Consider the following 20,680-nt stretch of genomic DNA (forward strand, 5'->3'; position numbering starts at 1 on the left):
CCGATTATCCGGATGCGGCGGGGGATGCCAAGCTGCGCGCATGCGTGCCGGCCAGATAACGCGTGGGTGGAGCGCCGAAATGGCGGTGGAACACACTGACGAAGGCGCTGGGGCTGCTGTATCCGAGCTGGTCGGCGACCTGGGCGACCGGGCTGCCCTGGCTGAGCCGCCGCAGCGCCTCTGCCAGCCGGGCCTGCTGCCGCCACTGCGCGAAACTCAGCCCGGTCTCGCTGCGGAAATGCCGGCTCAGGCTGCGCGCCGACAGCCCGCCCCAGTCGGCCCAGGCGTCCAGCGGGCGCGGGTCGGCCGGGGTATCGAGCAACTGCCGGGCGATGCGCAGCAGCCGCCGGTCGGCCGGCATCGGCAGGTGCAGGTGGTCGATCTGCACCTGGTGCAGTTCGTCCAGCAGCACCGCGGCCAGGCGTTGCCGGGCGGGGTCGAGCGGCTGGCCCAGCGGCCAGTCGGCCGCACGCATGATCACCTCGCGGGCGAGCCCGGTCAGGCGGATCACCCCGCCTTGCGCGGGCAACGCCGCACAGGCGTCCGGCCGGACCACCACGCCCCAGCCGCGCAGCGGCCCGGCCAGTTCCACGGTGTGCTGCTGGCCGGGCGGCATCCAGCCGGCGCAGCCCGGCGGTAGCGACAGGGTTCCCTGCTCGGTGTGCACCGTCAGCACGCCGTGCTCCACATACATCAGCTGCCCGCGGACATGCGCATGCCGCACCGTCTCCGGCGCCCATACCGCGCGCAGGTCGGCCAGGAACGCGATCACCTCCGGTCCATCGGCCCATTCGAAGCTGTCGCGCACGCCGGGCGGCAGGGCATCGCGTGTGGTTGGCGGATTTTCGACAGTCATTGGCGCAATTGTATTACCAGGCCAGCGCCACAGGCGCGTAAGGTGACGATCCTTGCTGGCGGTTTAATCCCGTTAGAAATATTTGCGTTGACAAATATATTTTTCGGAAGAAAATAGCCCGCCATGAATGACCTCTCCACCGCCTCGCCGTCGTTCGGCCTGCTGTTGCGCCAGGTGCGCGATGCGCTGATGCGTCAGCTCGATGCCGAAATGAAGGGCGAGCTGCCGGACTTCGGCTTCAGCCACTACGTCGGCCTGAAGATCCTGGCGGTGCGCTCGCCCTGCACGGCCAACGAACTGGCGCTGGCGCTGGACCAGACCCCGAGCGCGGTCACCCGCCTGCTCGACAAGCTCGAAGCGCTCGGTGCGGTGCGACGCGAGCCACACGCGCAGGACCGGCGCGCGCTGCAGATCGTCATGACCGAACAGGGCGTGGCGCTGTGGGAGCGCCTGAAGCTGCGCGGCGAGCGCGCCATCGAGCATGGCTTGCGCGATCTGGCCCCGCCCGAGCGCGAGCAACTCACCTCTCTTCTCATCCGTGTCCGCGATGCACTCAACTCATGAACGCTGCTAGTTCCCCGATCCAGATACTGCGCCTGCGGTCCACGCAGCTTGCGCGGCCGCTCGTCCTCACTGCGCTGACGCTGGCGCTGGCCGCCTGCGCCAGCAGCCGCGGGCTTGCCCCGCAGGGCACCATGCTGGAGCCGGGCGCGCTGCATGCCGAGCGCACCCTCGCGCAGGCCAACCTGAGCCCGGCCGCATGGCCGGCCAGCGATTGGTGGCGCACCCTGGGCGATGCGCAATTGAACGCGCTGATCGCCGAAGGCCTGCAGCACAGTCCCAGCCTGGCGGCGGCCGATGCGCGCCTGCGTCAGGCGCAGGCGCGCATCGGTAGCGCGCAGGCCGATCGCGGCCCCAGCCTGTCGGTGTCCGGCGGCTATGCGGGCGTGCAGTTGCCCGAATCGATGGTGGGCGAGGAGCGCGGCGGCAAGTTCGGCGGCAATGGCCAACTGGTGCTGGACTTCCGCTATGGCGTGGACCTGTGGGGCGGCAAGCGCGCCACCTGGGAAGCGGCGGTGGACCAGGCGCATGCGGCCGAGGTGGACGCACAGGCGGCACGCCTGAACCTGTCGGCGGCGATCGCCGAAGCCTATGCGCAGCTCGACTACGCATGGCGCCTGCACGACGTGGCCAACGATGAGTTGACCCGCGTGCAGAAGACCCTGGAGCTCACCCGGCAACGCCGCGGCGCCGGCATCGACAGCGATCTGCAGGTGCGCCAGGCGCAGGCCCGCGTACCGTCGGCGCAGCAGCAACTGCAGTCCGCGCAGCAGCAGATCGACGAGGCGCGCAACGCACTGGCCGCGCTGGCCGGGCAGGGCCCGGATCGCGGGCTGGAGATCGCGCGCCCGACGCTGGGGGCGGCCATCGCCACGCAGCTGCCGAGCAACCTGCCTGCCGACCTGTTGGGCCGCCGCCCCGACGTGGTCGCCGCGCGCTGGCGCGTGGAGGCCGCCGATCAGGATATCGCCGCCGCAAGGACCCGTTTCTACCCCAGTTTCAACATCACGGCGCTGGGCGGTGTGGTGAATCGCGATGTCGGCCAGTTGCTGGAAAGCGCCTCGGTGTTCGGCGTGGTTGCGCCGGCGCTGAGCTTGCCGATCTTCGATGGCGGCAAGCTGCGCGCCAATCTGGCCGGCAGCGATGCGCAATACGACCTGGCGGTGGCCGATTACAACCAGAAAGTGATCGACGCCCTGCGCGAGGTAGCCGGCCAGGTCAACGCCGTGCGTTCGCTGGAGCAGCGTGCGCGCGCGCAGGACGACGCGGTGCAGACCGTGACCGCCGCCTTCGAACTGGCGCAGCAGCGCTACCGCGCCGGCATCGGCAGCTACCTGGAAGTGCTCAGCGTGCAGGAGCAATTGCTGCTCGCACGCCAGCGCATGGCCAGCCTGCAATCGCAACAACTGTTGGCCTCGGTGAGGTTGCAGCGTGCCCTGGGCGGCGGATTCACGCCGGAACCTGCGCGCGATACCGCACACGCCGCGACCACTTCCGCACAACCGAATTCCTGAGACAGCGACGATGAGCCAGACGACTCCAACTTCTTCCCAACCTGCGCCGGCCGCGCCCAGCAAGCGCCGTGCGGCGCTGCGCATCGTGGCCATTGTGGTGATCCTGGCGATCATCGGTCTTGTGGTGTGGTACTTCCTGGTCGGCCGCTGGCACGAGGACACCGACGACGCCTACGTGCAGGGCAATCAGGTGCAGATCACCCCGATGGTCGGCGGCACCGTGGTCAGCATCGGCGCCGAAGATGGCATGCGCGTGGAGCGTGGCCAGTTGCTGGTGCAGCTGGACCCGGCCGACACCGCAGTCGCGTTGCAGCAGGCCGAGGCCAATCTGGCCAAGACCGTGCGCCAGGTGCGTGGTCTGTACCGCAGCGTGGAAGGCGCGCAGGCCGAACTGTCCTCGCGCGAGGTGAGCCTGCGCAGCGCACGTGCCGACTTCGCACGCCGCAAGGATCTGGCCGCCAGCGGCGCGATCTCCAACGAAGAACTGGCGCATGCCCGCGAGGAACTGGCCGCTGCCGAAGCGGCGGTGAGCGGTTCGCGCGAGAGCTTCGAACGCAACCGCGCGCTGGTGGACGACAGTGCGGTGGCCAACCAGCCGGACGTGCAGACTGCCGCCGCGCAGCTGCGTCAGGCCTATCTCAACCATGCGCGCACCGGTGTCATCGCGCCGGTGTCCGGCTACGTGGCGCGTCGCTCGGCGCAGCTGGGCCAGCGTGTGCAGCCCGGCAGTGTGCTGATGGCAGTGGTGCCGCTGGAGCAGGTGTGGGTGGAAGCCAACTTCAAGGAAACCCAGCTCAAGCACATGCGCCTGGGCCAGGAAGTGGAGCTGCATTCGGATCTGTACGGCGGCGGCGTGGACTACACCGGCCGCATCGAAAGCCTGGGCCTGGGCACCGGCAGCGCGTTCTCGCTGTTGCCGGCGCAAAACGCCAGCGGCAACTGGATCAAGATCGTGCAGCGCGTGCCGGTGCGCATCGCGGTCGATGCCAAGCAACTGGCCGGTAATCCGCTGCGCATCGGTTTGTCGATGAAGGTCGACGTCAACCTGCACGACCAGCAGGGCAGCGTGCTGCCGACCAAGTTCGCCAATGGCGCGGTGTTCTCCACCGACGTGTATGCGCAGCAGTTGCAGGCCGCCGACGCGGACATCCAACGCATCATCCAGGACAACCTGCCTGCGCAGGCTGCGTCCAAGGCGGGCTAAGCCAGCATGTCTTCGCAAGCTCCCACCGCGCCAGGCGGTCCCTCGGCACCTGCACCCGCCGCCGGCTTTCGCCCGGCGAGCGTGGCGCTGTGCACCGTGGGCCTGGCGATGGCCTCGTTCATGCAGGTGCTGGACACCACCATCGCCAACGTCTCGTTGCCGACCATCGCCGGCAATCTCGGCGCCAGCTCGCAGCAGGCCACCTGGGTCATCACCTCGTTCGCGGTCAGCACCGCGATCGCCCTGCCGCTGACCGGCTGGCTGAGCCGCCGCTTCGGCGAGACCAAGTTGTTCGTGTGGTCGACGCTGGCCTTTACCGTGGCCTCGTTGCTGTGCGGCCTGGCCCAGAGCATGGGCATGCTGGTAGTGTCGCGCGCGCTGCAGGGGTTTGTTGCCGGGCCGATGTACCCGATCACCCAGAGCCTGCTGGTGTCGATCTACCCGCGCGAAAAACGCGGGCAGGCGCTCGCCTTGCTGGCGATGATCACCGTGGTGGCGCCGATCGCCGGGCCGATCCTGGGTGGCTGGATCACCGACAACTACAGCTGGGAATGGATATTCCTGATCAATGTGCCGTTGGGCATCATCGCCAGCAGTATTGTCGGTTCGCAGTTGCGCCATCGCCCCGAGCAGCTGGAAAAGCCGCGCATGGACTACATCGGCCTGATCCTGCTGGTGGTCGGCGTCGGTGCGCTGCAGCTGGTGCTGGACCTGGGCAACGACGAGGACTGGTTCTCTTCCGACAAGATCGTGGTGCTGGCCTGCGTCGCTGCCGTGGCGCTGGTGGTGTTCGTGATCTGGGAACTCACCGACAAGGATCCCATCGTCGATCTCAAGCTGTTCCGGCATCGCAACTTCCGCGCCGGCACGCTGGCGATGGTGGTGGCCTATGCGGCGTTTTTCAGCGTGAGCCTGCTGATCCCGCAATGGCTGCAACGCGACATGGGCTACACCGCGATCTGGGCCGGCCTTGCCACCGCGCCGATCGGCATCCTGCCGGTGCTGATGACGCCATTCGTGGGCAAGTACGCGCTGCGTTTCGACCTGCGCATGCTCGCCACCGTCGCCTTCATCTTCCTGTCGTTCACCAGCTTCCTGCGCTCCAACTTCAACCTGCAGGTGGACTTCAGCCATGTGGCCACCGTGCAATTGGTGATGGGCGTGGGTGTGGCCTTGTTCTTCATGCCGGTGCTGCAGATTCTGCTCTCGGACCTGGACGGTCGCGAGATCGCCGCAGGTTCCGGCCTGGCCACCTTCCTGCGCACCCTAGGCGGCAGCTTCGCCGCATCGCTGACCACCTATCTGTGGGCACGCCGCACCCAGGTGCACCACGCGCACATCACCGAACACATCTCGGTCTACACCCCGGGCATGCAGGAGCAGGTCACCGCGATGGGGCAGGGCGACCTGCAACGCGGCGCGGCCTCGCTCAACAACATGATCAATCACCAGGCCTCGCAGATGGGCTTCAACGACATCTTCTACCTGCTCGGCTGGACCTTCCTGGCGATCATCTTCTTCCTGTGGCTGGCCAAACCGCCGTTCGGTGCGGGCGCAGGTGGCGCAGCGGCGGCGGGTGGGCATTAGGCGCCGGCTGTGAAGGCGCGCGGCTGTACTACGAGCGGCGAAGACAACGACTTCATTCCGGTCTAGTGCAGAGCGGGTGATCTGCGACTTGGCTGCAGGGCCCTTGCCCGCCCACCCTCGCAGGACACGCCGCAAGTACGTTCTTGTAGGCGCTTATGCGGCATCCATGCCGCGTAAGGTCCCGCGACGGTGGGCGGGCAAGAGCCAGTCAATATGGTCGGTGTGCGTAGCGCTTCGCAGAGCAACCAGTAAACCGTTTGGAGCGGTGAGGGCGCTGCAGCCTTGACCGACGCAGATGCGGCGATTCGTGTGTTCGCGCTCAATGTGTTGCTGTTTCCGGCGTCCCGCAATGCGCTGAACAGTCTTGCCGAGGCGTATGAGGTAAGCGGAGATCTCGCCCGTTCGAGCGCCATCCGGCAGGGCATCAAGGACATGCCCGCCCCGCCCGGGAAACAATGATCCGACCGAGGGCGTGAGGCCTCAGCTGTTTGTTGCTGGTTGCAGCCCGACTGCGCGGTTCGGTGGTGCGTCGCCGTTGTGGGGCTTCGGTTCGGCCTGTTCGGTGTCTTGGCGCGGCGTGTCGTCCTGCAGGGGCGCGAGCAGTTGCAGCGGCTTGCCCTGGTAGCGGAACTCGAGGGCGCCCTCTAACTGACGCAGTGCCTGCACCTGGGTGCACAGCGCGTTGGCGCTGGCCTCGATGGTGGACGCCTGGGCATCCAGCCTTGCATCCAGTTGGCCCTCCATCTGTTGGGCGCGTTTGTCGATTCCGTCCGAACGCCCGGTGACGATCTGCCAGAGCATGTGGCGCGCGATGCTGCCCTTGAATTGCTCGGCTTCGTCTTCGACGTAGTTTGCGAAGTTGCCGTCGAAGGCCTTCTGCTCCCAACGCCCCTTGCCCAGGGTGCCGTCGACATATGCGCGTGCGCGTTTGCGCAGCCGTTCGATCTTGCGGGCGTTGAGCGCACTGCCGGTCATGACCTCGATGACACCACCGAGCGCGTCGTAACTGAGGTCGATCACCTGATAGGCAATGCCGGCAACCTGCGGCATCAGTGCGCGGGTGCGCTGTTCCATCTCCCCAAGGCGTCGTGCATCGGCCGTGCTGGTCTGCTGCAGCTTGTGGTCGATGCTCAGTTCGCCGCCGTGGAAGAAAATTTCGCGTGGCCAATCGCTATCGCGATAAAGCCAGATGCCGCCGCTGTCGGCGAGCACGTTGAACGGCGTGCCGAGACCGCATTGCTGCGAAGACACCTGCGCGCGATGGCGCGGGGCATCGTGTTTGTCGGTCTGCTGTGCCCGTGCATGCGGACTGACAACGGCCGGCAGCAGGGCAAGCCAGAGGAGGATGCGCATGGAGCGTGCTGCCGTCGTGGAGGCGTTGCGCATGGTCGCTACAGCGGCAACAGCTGGTCGCGTGTCGAAAGTCATTGGCGCCGCACCCTTGCGACGCTGCCGATCTGCAGACATCACCGATGCCGACCATCGTGCAATCGCATGGCCCAGACGCAAAAAACCCCGCCTGAGCGGGGTTTTTTACGATCTACCGTGAGTCGTGGTGCCCAGGAGAGGACTCGAACCTCCACGAAGTTGCCCCCGCTAGCACCTGAAGCTAGTGCGTCTACCAATTCCGCCACCTGGGCGACTCAGGACGCGAATTGTGCAAGTTGCGCGCGACGCTGTCAACGCATCCGGCACAAATTTTTCGTGGTGGCCGGTGTCTGCTGGCGAAAGGAGAAGACGGCGTGGCGGACATGCGCACTGCATGCCCGCCACCACACCGGATTACGGCAGCTGCGCCGCCTGCAAGCTGACCTCTGCACTCTGCACCGGTTCGCCTGCCGAGCGTGCCAGCTGCACGCGATAGGTGCCGGCGGCAATCGTCCAGTGACGCGCCTTGGCATCGAAGTCGGCCAGCGTCTTGGGTTCGGCGATCACCTGCACGGCGCGTTTTTCGCCAGGCTTGAGCGTGAGCTTCTGCCAGCCGATCAGGCGCAGCGGGGTGGCATGGCCGTCGGGCAGGGTGACGTAGAGCTGCGGCACGGCGGCGCCTTCGCGCTGGCCGATGTTTTCCACCTCGAAGTTCGCCGTGAGCTGGCTGCCGTTGGCTTCCACGCGCAGCCCGCCCATGCGGAACTGCGTGTACGACAGGCCATGGCCGAATGGATAACGCGGGGTCAGCTTGCGGGCGGCAAACCACTTGTAGCCGACGTTGGCGCCCTCGATGGCGTAGTCGATGCTGTCTTCGCCCGGCTTGGCCGGCTTGAAGCCCAGGCCCGGGATCGAGGGACGCGGCAGCTGCGATTCGTCCACCGGCCAGGTCACCGGCAGATGGCCGGACGGGTTCACCGCGCCGGTCAGCAGGTTGGCGATCGCCTCACCGCCGCCGATACCGGGATACCACGCCTGCAATACCGCCGGCACGCGCTCGGCCCAGGGCATGCGCACCGGGCCGTTGGTTTCCAGCACCACGGTGGTCTTGGGGTTGGCCTTGGCCACCGCCTCGATCAAGGCGTCCTGGTTGTCGGGCAATTGCATGTCCGGCAGGTCCACCGATTCGGCCGACCATTGGGTGGCGAACACGATCGCCACATCGGCGGCCTTGGCCGCGCGTGCCGCGGCAGCGCGGTCCTTGCCGTCGACATAATCGATCTGCACGTTCGGCAACGCGGCGCGCAGTGCCTGCAGCGGCGAGGACGGATGGATGATCACCGGGCCGGGCCAGGTGGTCGGATTGAGGCCGGGTACGGCGTTACCACCGTTGATGGTGTAGTCCACACGCGAGGAACCACCGCCGGACATCACGCCCTTGTCGGCATACCCACCGATCACCGCGATGCGGCGCACCTCCTTCGATAGCGGCAAGGTGGCCTGCTCGTTACGCAGCAGCACGCTGCCTTCCTCGGCAACATGCTGCGCGGACAGCTGCCCGGCCTTGCCATCGATCGGCTGGCGCTGGGTGGGATGATCGAACGCGCCATGCGCGAACAGGCTGCGCAGCACGCGCTTGACCATGTCGTCAAAGCGCGCGCGCGGCACCACGCCGGCCGACACCGCCATGCGCAACGGTGCGTCGAAGAACACCGCCGCGTCGAACACTTCGCCAGCCGATTGCTGATCGAGTCCGGCCAGGGCCGCCTTGGAGCCGCTGTGCACGCCGCCCCAGTCGGACATCACGTAGCCGGGGTATTTCCATTCCTGCTTGAGCACCTGGTTGAGCAGGTAATCGTGCTCGCAGCCGTAGATGCCGTTGATCTTGTTGTAGGAGCACATCACCGAGGCCGGGTCGCCGATCTTCAAGGCGATCTCGAATGCCAGCAGGTCCGATTCGTGCATCGCCTGCTCGCCGATCTCGGCGCTGTGGAAATTGCGGCGCGTCTCCATGTCGTTGAGCGCGTAGTGCTTCATCGTCGACAGCACGTGCTCGCTCTGCACGCCGCGGATCGACTCGCCGACCATGGTGCCGGCCAGCAGCGGGTCTTCGCCGGCATATTCGAAATTGCGTCCGTTGCGCGGGTCGCGCTGCAGGTTGACGCTGCCAGCCAGCAGCACATTGAAGCCCTGCTGCCAGGATTCACGGCCCATGGTCTTGCCGCCGGCATAGGCCAGCTGTGGATTCCAGCTCGACGCGGTCGAGGGGCCGGACGGCATCGCGGTGGCGAAGTCGCCCTTGCGGATGCCGCCGGGATTGGTCACGCCCACGCCGGCATCGGCCAGTTGCTGCGCCGGGATGCCCAGCCGTGGGACGCCGGGGACATAGCCGGCCGAGCCCAGCGCGCCCTCGGGCTTGGGAATCTTGTCGGTGCCCAGGCCGAAGTAGCTGCGCAGCATCTGGAATTTTTCGTCCTCGCTCATCTGCGCGAGCAGACGGTCGGCGCGCTGGTCCGCGGTCAGCGCGGTGTCCATCCACGGCTGCGCTGCGGCGGCGGTCTGTGCGCCGAGCGGGGCGGCAAACGCGGTGCTGACGCCAAGGGCGATGGCCAACGCAAGACGGCGTGGACTGGTGGGTGTAAACGGTTTCATATCGAGATGTGGCACGGGTGGTCCTTGTGGTGCGGTTGCAATCAGGGAGGGCACCGCGGTGCCCGGGTTCGAAAGGCGCGCGTGCGCGCCGAATCAGGTGCTTGCCGGAAGCGGGCGCCGGCTCAGAACTGGGTCTGTGCCGTGCGTAGCACTGGATACAGGCGGTAGCGCTCGTCCCAGGAGGCGTGCAGGCGCGCGAAGAATTCCAGGCGTGCTTTCGGGTCGGCCGCGAAGGCCGCATCGCTGGCCAGGCGCTGTTCGAATTGCGCCTTCACTGCCGGGTCGCGTTCGAGCATGTCGCGCGCAACCTCTTCGGCGACGTAGTCCTCCATGTATTCCTTGCGCTCGAATGCGGTGTTGAACAGGCCCCACTGCAGCAGCGAATCCGGCGCCTGCGGTTCCAGCATCGCCATCACCAGGCGCGACCTGGCCTGGGCGATCGGAACGAACAAGGAGCCGGCCGGCAAGGTGCGGGTTTCATCGCGCCATTGCCCGGTGATCTCCAGGTTCTGGTGGCCTTCGTTGGAACGCGCGGCAAACGTTGCCTTGTCGGCACGGAAGCTCTGCACCGGATGGGCGGCAGTGGTGGCGATGGTGTCGAAGGCGATGCCGTGCAGGCGCAGTTTCTCCGCCACCAGCGCCGCTTGCGCGGCAGGCACCAGGTAGCCGCCGCGTGGCGCATCGACCACCACGTCCGGCTTGATCTGATCGCGTAACGGCACCTTCCAGAGTTGTGGCCTGGTCTCGTCGTAGCGCGTCATCAACGCGCCGGAAATCGGCGAGGGCGTACGCGTGTAGGCGTAACCACGGAAGGCCACGGTGCGTGCGGCCGGGCCGGCAGCGAAGCTCAACGGCTCCATCTCGCCGGCCAGCCTGGTGGCGCGTTGATCGGCCGCCAGCGCATCGGCGCGCCAGCGGGCGCCGTTGCGCGCGGCCTGCTGCAGCACCGACACGATGGCGTTGCGGGTGACGCGTACGCGCACCGGGTAGGTCTTCCACGAGTGCGTTTCCACCAACATGCCGAAGCGGTTGCGCAGCAGGAAATAGCCATGCGAAAACCGCGGCGGCGACACGTCGTCGGCAAAGCCCGAGGTCGGGTCGTCCTCGTGCACGAACGAGGGGTAATACGGCAGCGGCAGCGAGCCCTGTCTGGACAGGTCGGCAATCACCGCATCGCGCCAGCGCGTGCCGTCGCGTTGCAGCGTGGCATCGCCGGCGTGCACGGGCTCCACCTGCACCGATACGTCGTGCTCGAACTTGGCACCATCGGTGACGTGCAGGTCCACGTACATCAACGGATCCCACTGCTGCACCAGTCGCAGCATCGCCTGCATTTCCGGCGCGTCGGCCTTGAGGTAGTCGCGATTGAGATTGAGGTTCTGCGCAGTGGTGCGCCAGCCCATCTGCTCGGGGCCGCGCTGATTGGGTCGGTTCCAGGCGCCGAAGCGCTCATGGCCGTCGACGTTGAACACCGGCACGAACACCCAGACCAGTTTGTCGAGCACGCCTTTGCCGGTTTTGCCGTCCAGCAATTCGCGCAGGGCCAGAAAGCCCGCGTCCTTGCCGTCGATCTCGCCGGCATGGATGCCGCCTTGCACCAGCACCACCGGTAACTTGCGCTGCGCAGCGCTGTCGGCATCCAGTGCGCCGCTGGTGGAGACGATCAGCGCCTTCATCGGCCGGCCTTCCGGGGTGGTACCGAATTCGATGCAGCGCACCGCCTTCGGGTAGCGCTGCGCAAAGGCATCGCAGAGCGCGATGACTTCATCGTAGCGTCCGGTTTGCACAAACCCGCTGCGCTCGGCCTGGGTGGTCAGCGGTTCGGCGGCCAGTGCGGCAGGGGCGGTGGTCAGCAGCAACAGGCTCAGGGCCAGGCGGGTGAAGCGGGGCATCCAGCGGTCCAGTGTTCCAGGAAAACGTTTGCAATGTAGCCGAGCCGGCGCAGCAGGCCAATCTGCACTGCGTCATGACTTGCGTGTGATCGGCGTGGTTGCGGCGTACCGACAGGTTTTTTTGGCACGCCTGGGCCGGACGACGTGTCAGGCGCACCGCAACGGCGGCAACGAGCGCAGCGGCGTCGATGCATGCAGCGCGCATCCAAGGCCTTATCCCATGGTCGCGATGGCGGCCAACCGGCGGCCGCCGGTACGATAGCGCGTGTTTTCTGCTCGACCGGACTGCCCTTGACCACTTCCACCTTGCCGGGCCCCACTGCCGGTGCGCGGCTGCCGCGCCAGATACCCTTCATCATCGGCAACGAAGCCTGCGAGCGTTTCAGCTTCTACGGGATGCGCAACATCCTGGTGCAGTTCCTGATCACCTCGCTGCTGTTGCAGGAGGTCAGCGGACCCGGCCGCGAGGCCGAGGCCAAGCACATCCTGCACAGCTTCATGATCGGGGTGTTTTTCTTCCCGTTGCTCGGCGGTTGGCTGGCCGATCGCTTCTTCGGCAAATACAACACCATCCTGTGGTTCAGCCTGGTGTATTGCGCCGGGCATGCCTGCCTGGCGCTGTTCGAAGGCAGCCGCAACGGCTTCTTCCTCGGGCTGGGCCTGATCGCGCTGGGTGCGGGCGGCATCAAGCCGTTGGTGGCCTCGTTCATGGGCGACCAGTTCGACCAGTCCAACAAGCACCTGGCCAAGGTGGTGTTCGACGGCTTCTACTGGATCATCAACTTCGGCTCGTTGTTCGCCTCGTTGTTGATCCCGCTGGCGCTGAAGAACCTGGGCCCGGCGTGGGCATTTGGCATTCCCGGCATCCTGATGTTCGTGGCCACGCTGGTGTTCTGGCTGGGCCGCAGGCGCTATGTGCGGGTGCCGTTGCCGCCGAAGGACCCGCACGGCTTCGGTGCGGTGGTGCGCACCGCACTGCTGACACAGGCGCCGGGGCAGGGCCGCCCGGGGCTGATGCTGGCAGTGCTGTCGGTACTGCTGGCGCTGGCCTGCTTTGCGCTGGTCGACCAGCTCGGCATCGTCATCTGCCTGTGCATGGCGCTGGTGCTGTTGCTGGCCGGCATCGGCGGCGGCACCTGGTGGCAGCTGGAGCGCGCGCGCGGCATCCATCCCGATACCGCGGTCGAAGGCGTGCGCGCGCTGCTGCGGGTGCTGGTGATCTTCGCGCTGGTGACGCCGTTCTTTTCACTGTTCGACCAGAAGGCCTCGACCTGGGTCCTGCAGGGGCGCGAGATGACGATGCCGGCCTGGTTCACCGCCTCGCAGATGCAGGCGCTCAATCCGCTGCTGGTGATGCTGCTGATCCCGTTCAACAATCTGGTGTTGTATCCGCTGCTGCGGCGTGGCGGTTGGGAGCCGACCGCGCTGCGCCGCATGACCTGCGGCATCGCCTTCGGCGGCCTGGCCTGGATCGCGGTCGGCGCCATCCAGATCAGCATGGACGGCGGCGAGCCGATGCATATCGCCTGGCAGATCCTGCCCTATGCGCTGCTGACCTTCGGCGAGGTGCTGGTGTCGGCCACCGGGATCGAGTTCGCCTACAGCCAGGCGCCGCCGTCCATGAAGGGCGTGGTGATGAGCTTCTGGTATCTGACCACCACGGTGGGCAATCTATGGGTGCTGCTGTCGAACGTGGCAGTGCGCAACGCCACGGTGACCTCCCACATCGCCGATACTGGGCTCAGCGAAGCGGCATTTTTGATGTTCTTCTTCGCGGCCTTCGCGTTCCTGGCGGCACTGGCCTTCGGCCTGTACGCGCGCGGGTATCGCATGGTCGACAATTACCGTTCTGCCTGAGGTCCGCATGATTACCCTGATCCTGATCGCCATCACCGGCATCGTCTCGTGGATGGCGTTCAACAACCGCAAGCTGGCCGACCGCCTGATCCTGTGGCCGCCGGCGCTGGACAAGCACAAGCAGTACGACCGCCTGGTCACCTACGGTTTCATCCATGCCGACCTGGGCCACCTGGTCTTCAACATGATCACGCTGTTCTTCTTTGGCCGGGTGATCGAAAACGTGATGACCCAGCTGACCGGCAGCGTGCTGACCTATCCGCTGTTCTATCTGGCGGCGCTGGTGGTCTCGATCCTGCCCAGCTATCTGAAGAACCAGAAGAACCCGAACTATCTCAGCCTGGGCGCCTCCGGCGCGGTGTCGGCGGTGTTGTTCGCCTTCATCCTGCTGCAGCCGTGGACCATCATCCTGGTGCTGTTCATTCCGGCGCCGGCGATCATCTATGCGGTGTTCTATGTCGGCTACAGCCTGTGGATGGACCGCCGCGGCGGCGATCGCATCAACCACAGCGCGCACCTGGCCGGTGCCGCGTTCGGCGTGATGTTCATGCTGATCATGGAGCCGCGCGTGCTGCAGGTATTCCTGGAGCAGCTGTCCCATCCGCGTTTCGGCTGACCGGTTGGCAAACCGAGCGCCGGTCGCCGGTGGCACGCGCGGTTAGGTCAAAGGTGTCGGGATGGGCGGGTCGCCTCGGGCGACCGGACCAGGACCATCGCGGCGAGTGCGCGAGCGGTCCTGGCGAGTGATGCGATGCCGGCTCAGGCCGCGTCGCGGTTCTGGTCGCCAGCGACGCTGCCGGTGGGCACCGACCCGTAGGCCTGCTGCAGGCGCTGGTACACCGTGTCGTTGAGCTGCGCGAAGTCGGGGTTGTGGGTGTCGCCCTTGATGGCGAACTGGAACAGGCCTTCCAGCAGCGAGCTATCGCTGTCTGCGCCGTGTCCTGCCGAATCGTTGTGCATGCGGTGACTCCTCGTAGATAAGGCGAAGGCATCGGCGGTCGCGCCGGCCCGGCTTGCAACGGGCGCCTTCGGCTCAGCTATCGGCGCGGTGCGAGCGAACTTAAGTGCCGGTTCGGCAGGCTGCGCGTGCGGTCACAGCATCGATTCATTTTCACGCAGGCGCGGCGCCGCGCTGGTCACACTGCTCGCCATCGTCACTGCCTCGTGCAGACCACCATGGAGGCAGCGACAGTGCAGGCAGACCACGATTCCACGCAGCAGCGCTTCAGCGTAGACACCGATGGACAGCATGCCGAACTGGCATACCGTCTGGAAGGTGAGCGCATGACCATCACCCATACGCATGTGCCCGACGCGATCGGTGGACGCGGTATTGCCGCAGTGCTGGTGGAGGCTGCCTTGGCACATGCGCGCCAGCAGGGCTACAAGGTCGTGCCTGCCTGCAGTTACGCCGAGGCGTATGTCCGGCGGCACCAACAGTTTCAGGATCTGCTGGCCTGATCGCCGGCAGCGTGTCTTTGCAGATGTATCGATGGGGAGCAGGTGGGAATGGGGCGGTTGTCAGGAGTGAACGCAGTCCGGGGCTTGCTGGTGCTGGCCGTGTTGGCAGGATGTACGCAGCGCGAGCCGACGACGGCCGAATCGGCACAGCCGGCCGCTGACGCCGCCGCCGCCGCGGCACCGCCGGCCGAGCCCGTGCTGGTGCAAAGCGGCCCGCTGGAGGATGTGATCGAGCACGCGCCCGCCTATATGGTGGGTATCAGTTATCCGCGCGGGCTGGACGCGTTTCCCGAGCTGACCGCACTGATCCGCAGCTATGCGCAGGCAGCACGTACCGAGCTCATGGAAGCGGTCTCCGGGCTCGGCAACGACAAGCCGGCCGCACCCTACGAGTTGTCGCTGGCGTTCGAGACCGTGTTGCAGACACCGGACCTGATCGTCGTATCCGCCGACGGCAGCCGCTATACCGGTGGTGCACATGGCGAGCCGTTGGTGGCGCGCTTCGTCTGGCTGGTCAAGGAGCGCAAGCAATTGACCGCGCAGGCCTTGATTCCGGATCCGGCAGGCTGGGAAAGGATCGGGCGCGAGGTGGCCGTGCAATTGCACAACGCCGCCAGCCAGCGCGTGGAGGCCGATCGCGTGCCGGTCGAAGAACAGGCCGAGCAGCTGGCCTCTGCCGATCGCATGATTGCCGAAGGCACTGCCGCGCAGGTCGACAACTTTGCCCAGTTCGTACCGGTGCTCAATCCGGCAGGGCAGATCACCGCGCTTCGGTTCGTGTTTCCGCCATATCAGGTGGGGCCGTATTCGGATGGGACGCAAACGGCCGAGGTCGCTGCCTCGACAGTATTGGCGTCGGTCGCGCCGGAATATGTACATCTCTTCGCACGCTGAGGTGTCACCCCACAGATGATGTGATTGAATGGCTTGGCCATTCAGTAATGTAAGCAAACGGGTGATATGAGTAGTTTCGATCCAACCGCAAGTCGCGTGGACCACACCTGTGTGCGCTATCCGGCGTTTCCGCGTGAACCGGCCGTCCTGGTGCGGCTGATCAAGCACCTCTACAAGCGACTGCATACGCAGGGGTGCGCGCGGTTGAAGCCATACGGCATCAGCCCGCCGGAATACGAGATTCTGATGATGCTCTACGGCACCCCGGAGCAGGCGATCACGCCCACCGAAGTGGCCGAAGCCGCCAGCGAAAAGCCGGCCAACATCACCCGGCTCACCGACCAGTTGTGCGAGAAGGGCCTGATCGCGCGTGGCAGCAGCCCGGACGATCGGCGCAAGATCATGCTGACCTTGCAGCCGGCAGGCCTGGCGTTGATCAACAGCCTGCTTCCCGACGCCTGCACGCTGCTCAATGCAGAGACCTCCAGCATCAGTGATGCCGAGCAGGTGCGGCTGGAAAAGCTGTTGAGGAAATTGCTCGACGGCGTGGATTCGGTCGAGCTCTGAGCACGGCGTCTGCGGCTCGCGCAGCCCGCTTCATCGCGACCATCAAAAACGCCGCCCGGATCGCTCCGGGCGGCGTCTTGGTTTCAACGCAGTGCGATTACGGCTTGGACTGCGGCGCTTCCGGCGTGGCGCCATCGCCACCTTGCGCACTCAGGCCGCGCTTCTCGAGCAGGGGCTCGATCTGCGGCGCATGGCCGGCAAAGTTCTGGAACAGTTCCATCGCATCGACGCTGCCGCCGCGCGAGAGCAGGGTCTGACGGAAGCGATCGCCGTTGGCGCGGCTCAGCCCGCCGTGCTGCTTGAACCACTGCTGGGTGTTGGCGTCGAGCACTTCCGACCAGATGTAGGCGTAATAGCCGGCCGCGTAACCGCCCATGATGTGACTGAAATACGGGGTCTTGTAGCGCGGCGGCACCGGCGCGTAGGCGATGCCGTCCTGCTGCAGGGCCTTGGCTTCGAATGCCATCACGCCTGCTGCGTCGGGCACCTGGCTGGCGCTGATCTGGTGCCAGTTCTGATCGAGCATGGCCGCACCCAGATACTCGGTGGTGGCAAAGCCCTGGTTGAACTTGGAGGCGGCAATCACCTTGTCCAGCAGCGCCTGCGGCATCGGCGTGCCGTTCTGGTAATGCTTGGCGTAGTTCTTCAGGATCGACGGCTCGTCGGCCCACATCTCGTTGACCTGCGAGGGGAACTCGACGAAGTCGCGCGGCACGCTGGTGCCGGAGAAATACGGGTATTTGACGTCCGAGAACATGCCGTGCAGCGCATGGCCGAACTCATGGAACATGGTGGTCACCTCGTCCCAGGTCAGCAGCGTCGGCTGGCCGGCCGGCGGCTTGGGGATGTTGAGGTGATTGGCGACCACCGGCTTGAAACCGGTCAGCGCCGACTGCGACACGTAGGAGTTCATCCAGGCACCGCCGCGCTTGGATTCGCGTGCATACATGTCGGCGATGAAGATCGCCAGCTGCTTGCCGTCGGCGTCGAACACGTCATAGACGGTGATGTCGTCGCGGTAGGTCGGCAGGTCGGTGCGCTGCTTGAAGGTCAGGCCGTATTCCTGATTGGCCGCATAGAACACGCCGTTTTCCAGCACGTTCTTCAGCTCGAAGTACGGCTTGAGCTGGGATTCGTCGAAGTTGTACTTGGCCTGGCGCACCTTCTCGCTGTAGTAGGCCCAGTCCCAGGCTTCGAGCTTGAACGTCGGCTTGCGCGCGGCCTTTTGCTCCTTGTCGATCATCGCCTGCAGATCGGCCGCCTCGCGCTTGGCATTGGCCACCGCCGCCGGCGCCAGCTTGCCCAGCATCGCGTTGACCGCCTCCGGTGTCTTGGCGGTCTGGTTTTCCAGCGAATAGGCAGCGTAGGTCGGGAAGCCGAGCAGCTTGGCCTTGTCGGCACGCAGCTTCATGATGCGCGCCACCAGTGCGGTGTTGTCGTACTGGCCACCGTGGCTGCCACGCGACACCGAGGCGTCGTAGATCTTCTTGCGCAGTTCGCGATTCTTCAGCTGCGTCAGCGGCGGCTGGCCGGTGGTGTTGAGCAGCGCGATCACGTACTTGCCGTCGAGCTTGCGCGCCTTGGCGGCTTCAGCGGCAGCGGCAATCTGCTCTTCGGACAGGCCATCGAGCTGCTTGACGTCATCGACGACAACGGCGGCGGCATTCACTTCCGCCAGCACGTTCTGGCTGAAGGTGGTGCCCAGGTTGGCCAGCTCGGCATTCATCGCCTTGAGCGTGGTCTTGTCGGCATCGGAGAGCTTGGCGCCGTCGCGTACGAAATCGCTGTAGTACTTCTCGACCAGGCGCACGCCCTGGGCGTCCAGGCCCAGCTTGCTGCGTTGGTCGTACAGGGTCTGGATACGCGCGAACAGCTTGCCATTGAGCGAGATCGCATCGCGGTGCGCGGCGAACTTCGCCGAATAGTCGGCCTGCAGTTTCTTGCGCGCGTCGTTGGTGTCGGCACCGACCAGGTTGAAGAACACCGTGGTGGCGCGATCCAGCGTGGCGCCGCTTTTTTCCAGCGCGATGAGGGTGTTGTCGAAGCTCGGCTTGGCCTTCTGGTTGGCGATCTTTTCCACTTCCTTCAACTGCTCGGTCATGCCGGCGTCGAAGGCGGGTGCGAAATCGCTGTCCTTGATCTTGTCGAACTGCGGGTAGTGCAGCGGCAGCGTGCTGTCGGCAAAGAAGGGGTTGGCTTGGGTGGCGGCCTGCGTGGTGGCGGGTGCGGCGATGCTGTAGGACGGCATGGCAAGTCCCAGGGAGGCGGCCAGGGCAAAGGCGAGACGGGTGGTCAAGAGGATGGCTCCAAAGTGCGAACCGCCGAGGCTACCCCAGCCGGGCCGGACAGGCGTGTGACAAAAGGCATGGCTGCACGGTCATTACGATGCCATCAGGCGGGCACGAGCGGTGCTGGTCTTGTGGGCACACGACCGATGACACCATGCGCGTGCCGCCGCCGGGCGGGCGCTGCCTGTCTACGGTGCGGCGTGTTCCACCCGGCTGCATTCCGGCTGCTCGGCGGGCAGCGATGTCTCGATCGGTCTGCCTGACGGATGCTGGCCGGTAGCGCGCCGTGGCAACGGCCGGGACCAGCAGGAAGGGTCAGCTGGCTGCGGCGACGCATCCGTTGAAAACCGCCTCTCCCGGCTGACGCGCTCGGCGACCGCGATGCGACGCTGCCGGCTGCTGGGTTACGCTGCCCACCTCGCATACTTCAGGGCAGCCATGAGCGATATCTCCACGTTCGAATTCACCGACCTGGAAGGCCGGCCCCGCTCGATGCGCGATTACGCCGGCAAGGTGGTGCTGGTGGTCAATGTCGCTTCGAAATGCGGATTTACTCCGCAGTACGCAGGCCTGCAGGCGCTGTGGCAGCGCTATCGCGAGCGTGGTCTGGTGGTGATCGGGTTTCCCTGCGATCAGTTCGGTCATCAGGAGCCGGGCGATGCCGCGCAGATCCGCCAGTTCTGCTCGCTCGATTACGCGGTGGATTTTCCGCTGGCCGAGAAGGTCGAAGTCAATGGCAGCGGCGCGCATCCGCTGTGGCAATGGCTCAAGCGCGAACAGCGCGGCGTGCTGGGATCGGAGGCGATCAAGTGGAATTTCACCAAGTTCCTGATCGGCCGCGATGGCACGGTGCTGGAGCGTTACGCCCCGGCCACCAAACCGGACGCGCTGGCTGCGGACATCGAGCGCGCGCTAGTTGAATCGTAGGAGCGCACCTGGGCGCGATGAAGCCTTCCCGGGAACGCTTCGTCTCGCCCGGGTGCGCTCCTACGACAGTGCATGCCGGCGTCGCGGTCTGCGTAAACGCCGCATCGCGCTGACTTCTCACGCGCGCCGCATCACTTCTCGACGAAGGCGCGCTCGAACACGTAATGCCCCGGCGTGCCGATGCGCGGCGAGGTCTGGAAGCCACGTGCATCCAGCAGGCTGCGCAGGTCGGCCAGCATCTGCGGGCTGCCGCAGATCATGAAGCGGTCGTTGGCCGGATCCAGCGGCGGCAACCCGAGCGTCTGCTGCATGCGGCCGTCGGCCATCAGCTCGGTCAGGCGGCCCTGGTTGGCGAACGCCTCACGCGTCACCGCCGGGTAGTACAACAACTTCTCGCGCAGGATGTCGCCGAGGAATTCGTGCTGCGGCAGCTCGCGCTCGAAGTAGTCGCGATAGGCCAGATCCTGCACGAAGCGTACGCCCTGGGTCAGGATCACCTTGTCGAAACGCTCGTAGGTTTCCGGGTCCTTGATCACCGACAACCACGGCGCCAGACCGGTACCGGTGCCCAGCAGGTACAGGTTGCGGCCTGGGTGCAGGTCGCTGATCAGCAGCGTGCCGGTGGGCTTCTTGCCGACCAGTACCTTGTCGCCCGGCTGGATGTGCTGCAGCCGCGAGGTCAGCGGGCCGTCCGGCACCTTGATGCTGAAGAACTCCAGGTGTTCTTCCCAGTTGGCGCTGGCGATCGAGTACGCACGCAGCAGCGGCCGCGTCTCGGTCTCCAGACCGATCATCACGAACTGCCCGTTCTCGAAGCGGAAACCGGCGTCGCGGGTGGTGGTGAAGCTGAAGTAGGCATCGGTCCAGTGACGGACCTCAAGCACCGTTTCGGCGCCGAAAGCGGAAGACATACCGGTAAGTGTCGTGGGAAGAGTACCCGGCAATTCTACCTCAAGCCGGCCAAATGAGAGGGGCTCTCATTTGGCCGGCTGGGATTCGGGAGTCGGGATTGGGGATTCGCAAGAGCAGATCCTGTGTTCTGGACGCATCGG

At 65.8% G+C, this 20,680-nt stretch carries 18 protein-coding genes and 1 tRNA gene; 11 read left to right on the forward strand and 8 right to left on the reverse strand.

What is annotated here, in order from left to right; translation table 11 throughout:
- Positions 1–4 precede the first annotated feature (4 nt).
- Entirely contained in the window at positions 5–856 is an 852-nt protein-coding gene (locus AC1KVE_RS10040) for an AraC family transcriptional regulator (protein WP_167708698.1), read from the reverse strand.
- A 123-nt stretch (positions 857–979) separates the two neighbouring features.
- Between AC1KVE_RS10040 and AC1KVE_RS10045 the strand changes: the two genes are divergently transcribed.
- The 5 genes from AC1KVE_RS10045 to AC1KVE_RS10065 all read left to right on the forward strand — a co-directional run bounded on the left by AC1KVE_RS10045 (position 980) and on the right by AC1KVE_RS10065 (position 6,181).
- On the forward strand, positions 980–1,420 hold the full coding sequence (locus AC1KVE_RS10045; RefSeq protein WP_016904051.1) for a MarR family winged helix-turn-helix transcriptional regulator: 441 nt from the start codon (positions 980–982) through the stop codon (positions 1,418–1,420).
- A gap of 23 nt (positions 1,421–1,443) precedes the next feature.
- The gene (locus AC1KVE_RS10050) at positions 1,444–2,931 is read left to right on the forward strand and encodes an AdeC/AdeK/OprM family multidrug efflux complex outer membrane factor (RefSeq protein ID WP_481092382.1); all 1,488 of its coding nucleotides are present in this window, start codon (positions 1,444–1,446) and stop codon (positions 2,929–2,931) included.
- 10 nt (positions 2,932–2,941) lie between these two features.
- Positions 2,942–4,135 carry an HlyD/EmrA/EmrK family protein gene (locus AC1KVE_RS10055; RefSeq protein ID WP_024938906.1) on the forward strand — a complete coding sequence of 398 codons (1,194 nt, stop codon included), beginning with the start codon at positions 2,942–2,944 and terminating at the stop codon, positions 4,133–4,135.
- Between the two features lie 6 nt (positions 4,136–4,141).
- Positions 4,142–5,722: a DHA2 family efflux MFS transporter permease subunit gene (locus AC1KVE_RS10060; protein ID WP_024938907.1), complete on the forward strand. Its 1,581-nt coding sequence runs from the start codon at positions 4,142–4,144 to the stop codon at positions 5,720–5,722.
- A gap of 282 nt (positions 5,723–6,004) precedes the next feature.
- Complete coding sequence (locus tag AC1KVE_RS10065) at positions 6,005–6,181, forward strand: hypothetical protein (protein ID WP_481092665.1); 177 nt, start codon at positions 6,005–6,007, stop codon at positions 6,179–6,181.
- Between the two features lie 21 nt (positions 6,182–6,202).
- Here AC1KVE_RS10065 and AC1KVE_RS10070 read toward each other — a convergent pair whose 3' ends face one another.
- From AC1KVE_RS10070 to AC1KVE_RS10085, 4 genes are all read right to left on the reverse strand, one after another.
- Positions 6,203–7,108, reverse strand: coding sequence for a DUF2884 family protein (locus AC1KVE_RS10070; RefSeq protein WP_481092666.1), 906 nt, complete (start codon positions 7,106–7,108; stop codon positions 6,203–6,205).
- A gap of 167 nt (positions 7,109–7,275) precedes the next feature.
- Positions 7,276–7,362, reverse strand: a tRNA-Leu gene (locus tag AC1KVE_RS10075).
- A 142-nt stretch (positions 7,363–7,504) separates the two neighbouring features.
- Positions 7,505–9,742, reverse strand: coding sequence for a beta-glucosidase family protein (locus AC1KVE_RS10080; protein WP_481092667.1), 2,238 nt, complete (start codon positions 9,740–9,742; stop codon positions 7,505–7,507).
- A gap of 122 nt (positions 9,743–9,864) precedes the next feature.
- Positions 9,865–11,634 (reverse strand): M14 family metallopeptidase, encoded by a 1,770-nt coding sequence (locus AC1KVE_RS10085; protein WP_481092668.1) that lies wholly within the window; start codon positions 11,632–11,634, stop codon positions 9,865–9,867.
- Positions 11,635–11,925: 291 nt separating this feature from the next.
- Between AC1KVE_RS10085 and AC1KVE_RS10090 the strand changes: the two genes are divergently transcribed.
- A complete protein-coding gene (locus AC1KVE_RS10090; RefSeq protein ID WP_184455491.1) occupies positions 11,926–13,491 on the forward strand; it encodes a POT-type proton-dependent oligopeptide transporter in 1,566 nt (521 codons plus the stop codon).
- A gap of 7 nt (positions 13,492–13,498) precedes the next feature.
- Entirely contained in the window at positions 13,499–14,107 is a 609-nt protein-coding gene (locus AC1KVE_RS10095; RefSeq protein ID WP_046342189.1) for a rhomboid family intramembrane serine protease, read from the forward strand.
- A gap of 143 nt (positions 14,108–14,250) precedes the next feature.
- On the opposite strand, the gene AC1KVE_RS10100 is transcribed toward AC1KVE_RS10095, so the two are convergent.
- Positions 14,251–14,451, reverse strand: coding sequence for a hypothetical protein (locus AC1KVE_RS10100; protein WP_046342190.1), 201 nt, complete (start codon positions 14,449–14,451; stop codon positions 14,251–14,253).
- A gap of 216 nt (positions 14,452–14,667) precedes the next feature.
- Between AC1KVE_RS10100 and AC1KVE_RS10105 the strand changes: the two genes are divergently transcribed.
- The 3 genes from AC1KVE_RS10105 to AC1KVE_RS10115 all read left to right on the forward strand — a co-directional run bounded on the left by AC1KVE_RS10105 (position 14,668) and on the right by AC1KVE_RS10115 (position 16,413).
- A complete protein-coding gene (locus AC1KVE_RS10105; RefSeq protein WP_024938914.1) occupies positions 14,668–14,952 on the forward strand; it encodes a GNAT family N-acetyltransferase in 285 nt (94 codons plus the stop codon).
- 48 nt (positions 14,953–15,000) lie between these two features.
- Positions 15,001–15,846, forward strand: coding sequence for a DUF3298 and DUF4163 domain-containing protein (locus AC1KVE_RS10110; RefSeq protein ID WP_160954880.1), 846 nt, complete (start codon positions 15,001–15,003; stop codon positions 15,844–15,846).
- Between the two features lie 66 nt (positions 15,847–15,912).
- Positions 15,913–16,413: a MarR family winged helix-turn-helix transcriptional regulator gene (locus AC1KVE_RS10115; RefSeq protein ID WP_024938916.1), complete on the forward strand. Its 501-nt coding sequence runs from the start codon at positions 15,913–15,915 to the stop codon at positions 16,411–16,413.
- Between the two features lie 97 nt (positions 16,414–16,510).
- Here the strand turns inward: AC1KVE_RS10115 and AC1KVE_RS10120 are convergent, their stop codons facing one another.
- A complete protein-coding gene (locus tag AC1KVE_RS10120; protein ID WP_172837930.1) occupies positions 16,511–18,709 on the reverse strand; it encodes a M3 family metallopeptidase in 2,199 nt (732 codons plus the stop codon).
- Between the two features lie 430 nt (positions 18,710–19,139).
- On the opposite strand from AC1KVE_RS10120, the gene AC1KVE_RS10125 reads away from it, so the two are divergent.
- Positions 19,140–19,628 carry a glutathione peroxidase gene (locus AC1KVE_RS10125; RefSeq protein ID WP_184455493.1) on the forward strand — a complete coding sequence of 163 codons (489 nt, stop codon included), beginning with the start codon at positions 19,140–19,142 and terminating at the stop codon, positions 19,626–19,628.
- Positions 19,629–19,759: 131 nt separating this feature from the next.
- On the opposite strand, the gene AC1KVE_RS10130 is transcribed toward AC1KVE_RS10125, so the two are convergent.
- Positions 19,760–20,539, reverse strand: a complete 780-nt coding sequence (locus tag AC1KVE_RS10130) for a ferredoxin--NADP reductase (RefSeq protein WP_024938919.1) — start codon at positions 20,537–20,539, stop codon at positions 19,760–19,762.
- Positions 20,540–20,680 lie beyond the last annotated feature (141 nt).

It is taken from the genome of Xanthomonas sp. NCPPB 2864 (assembly GCF_056675615.1).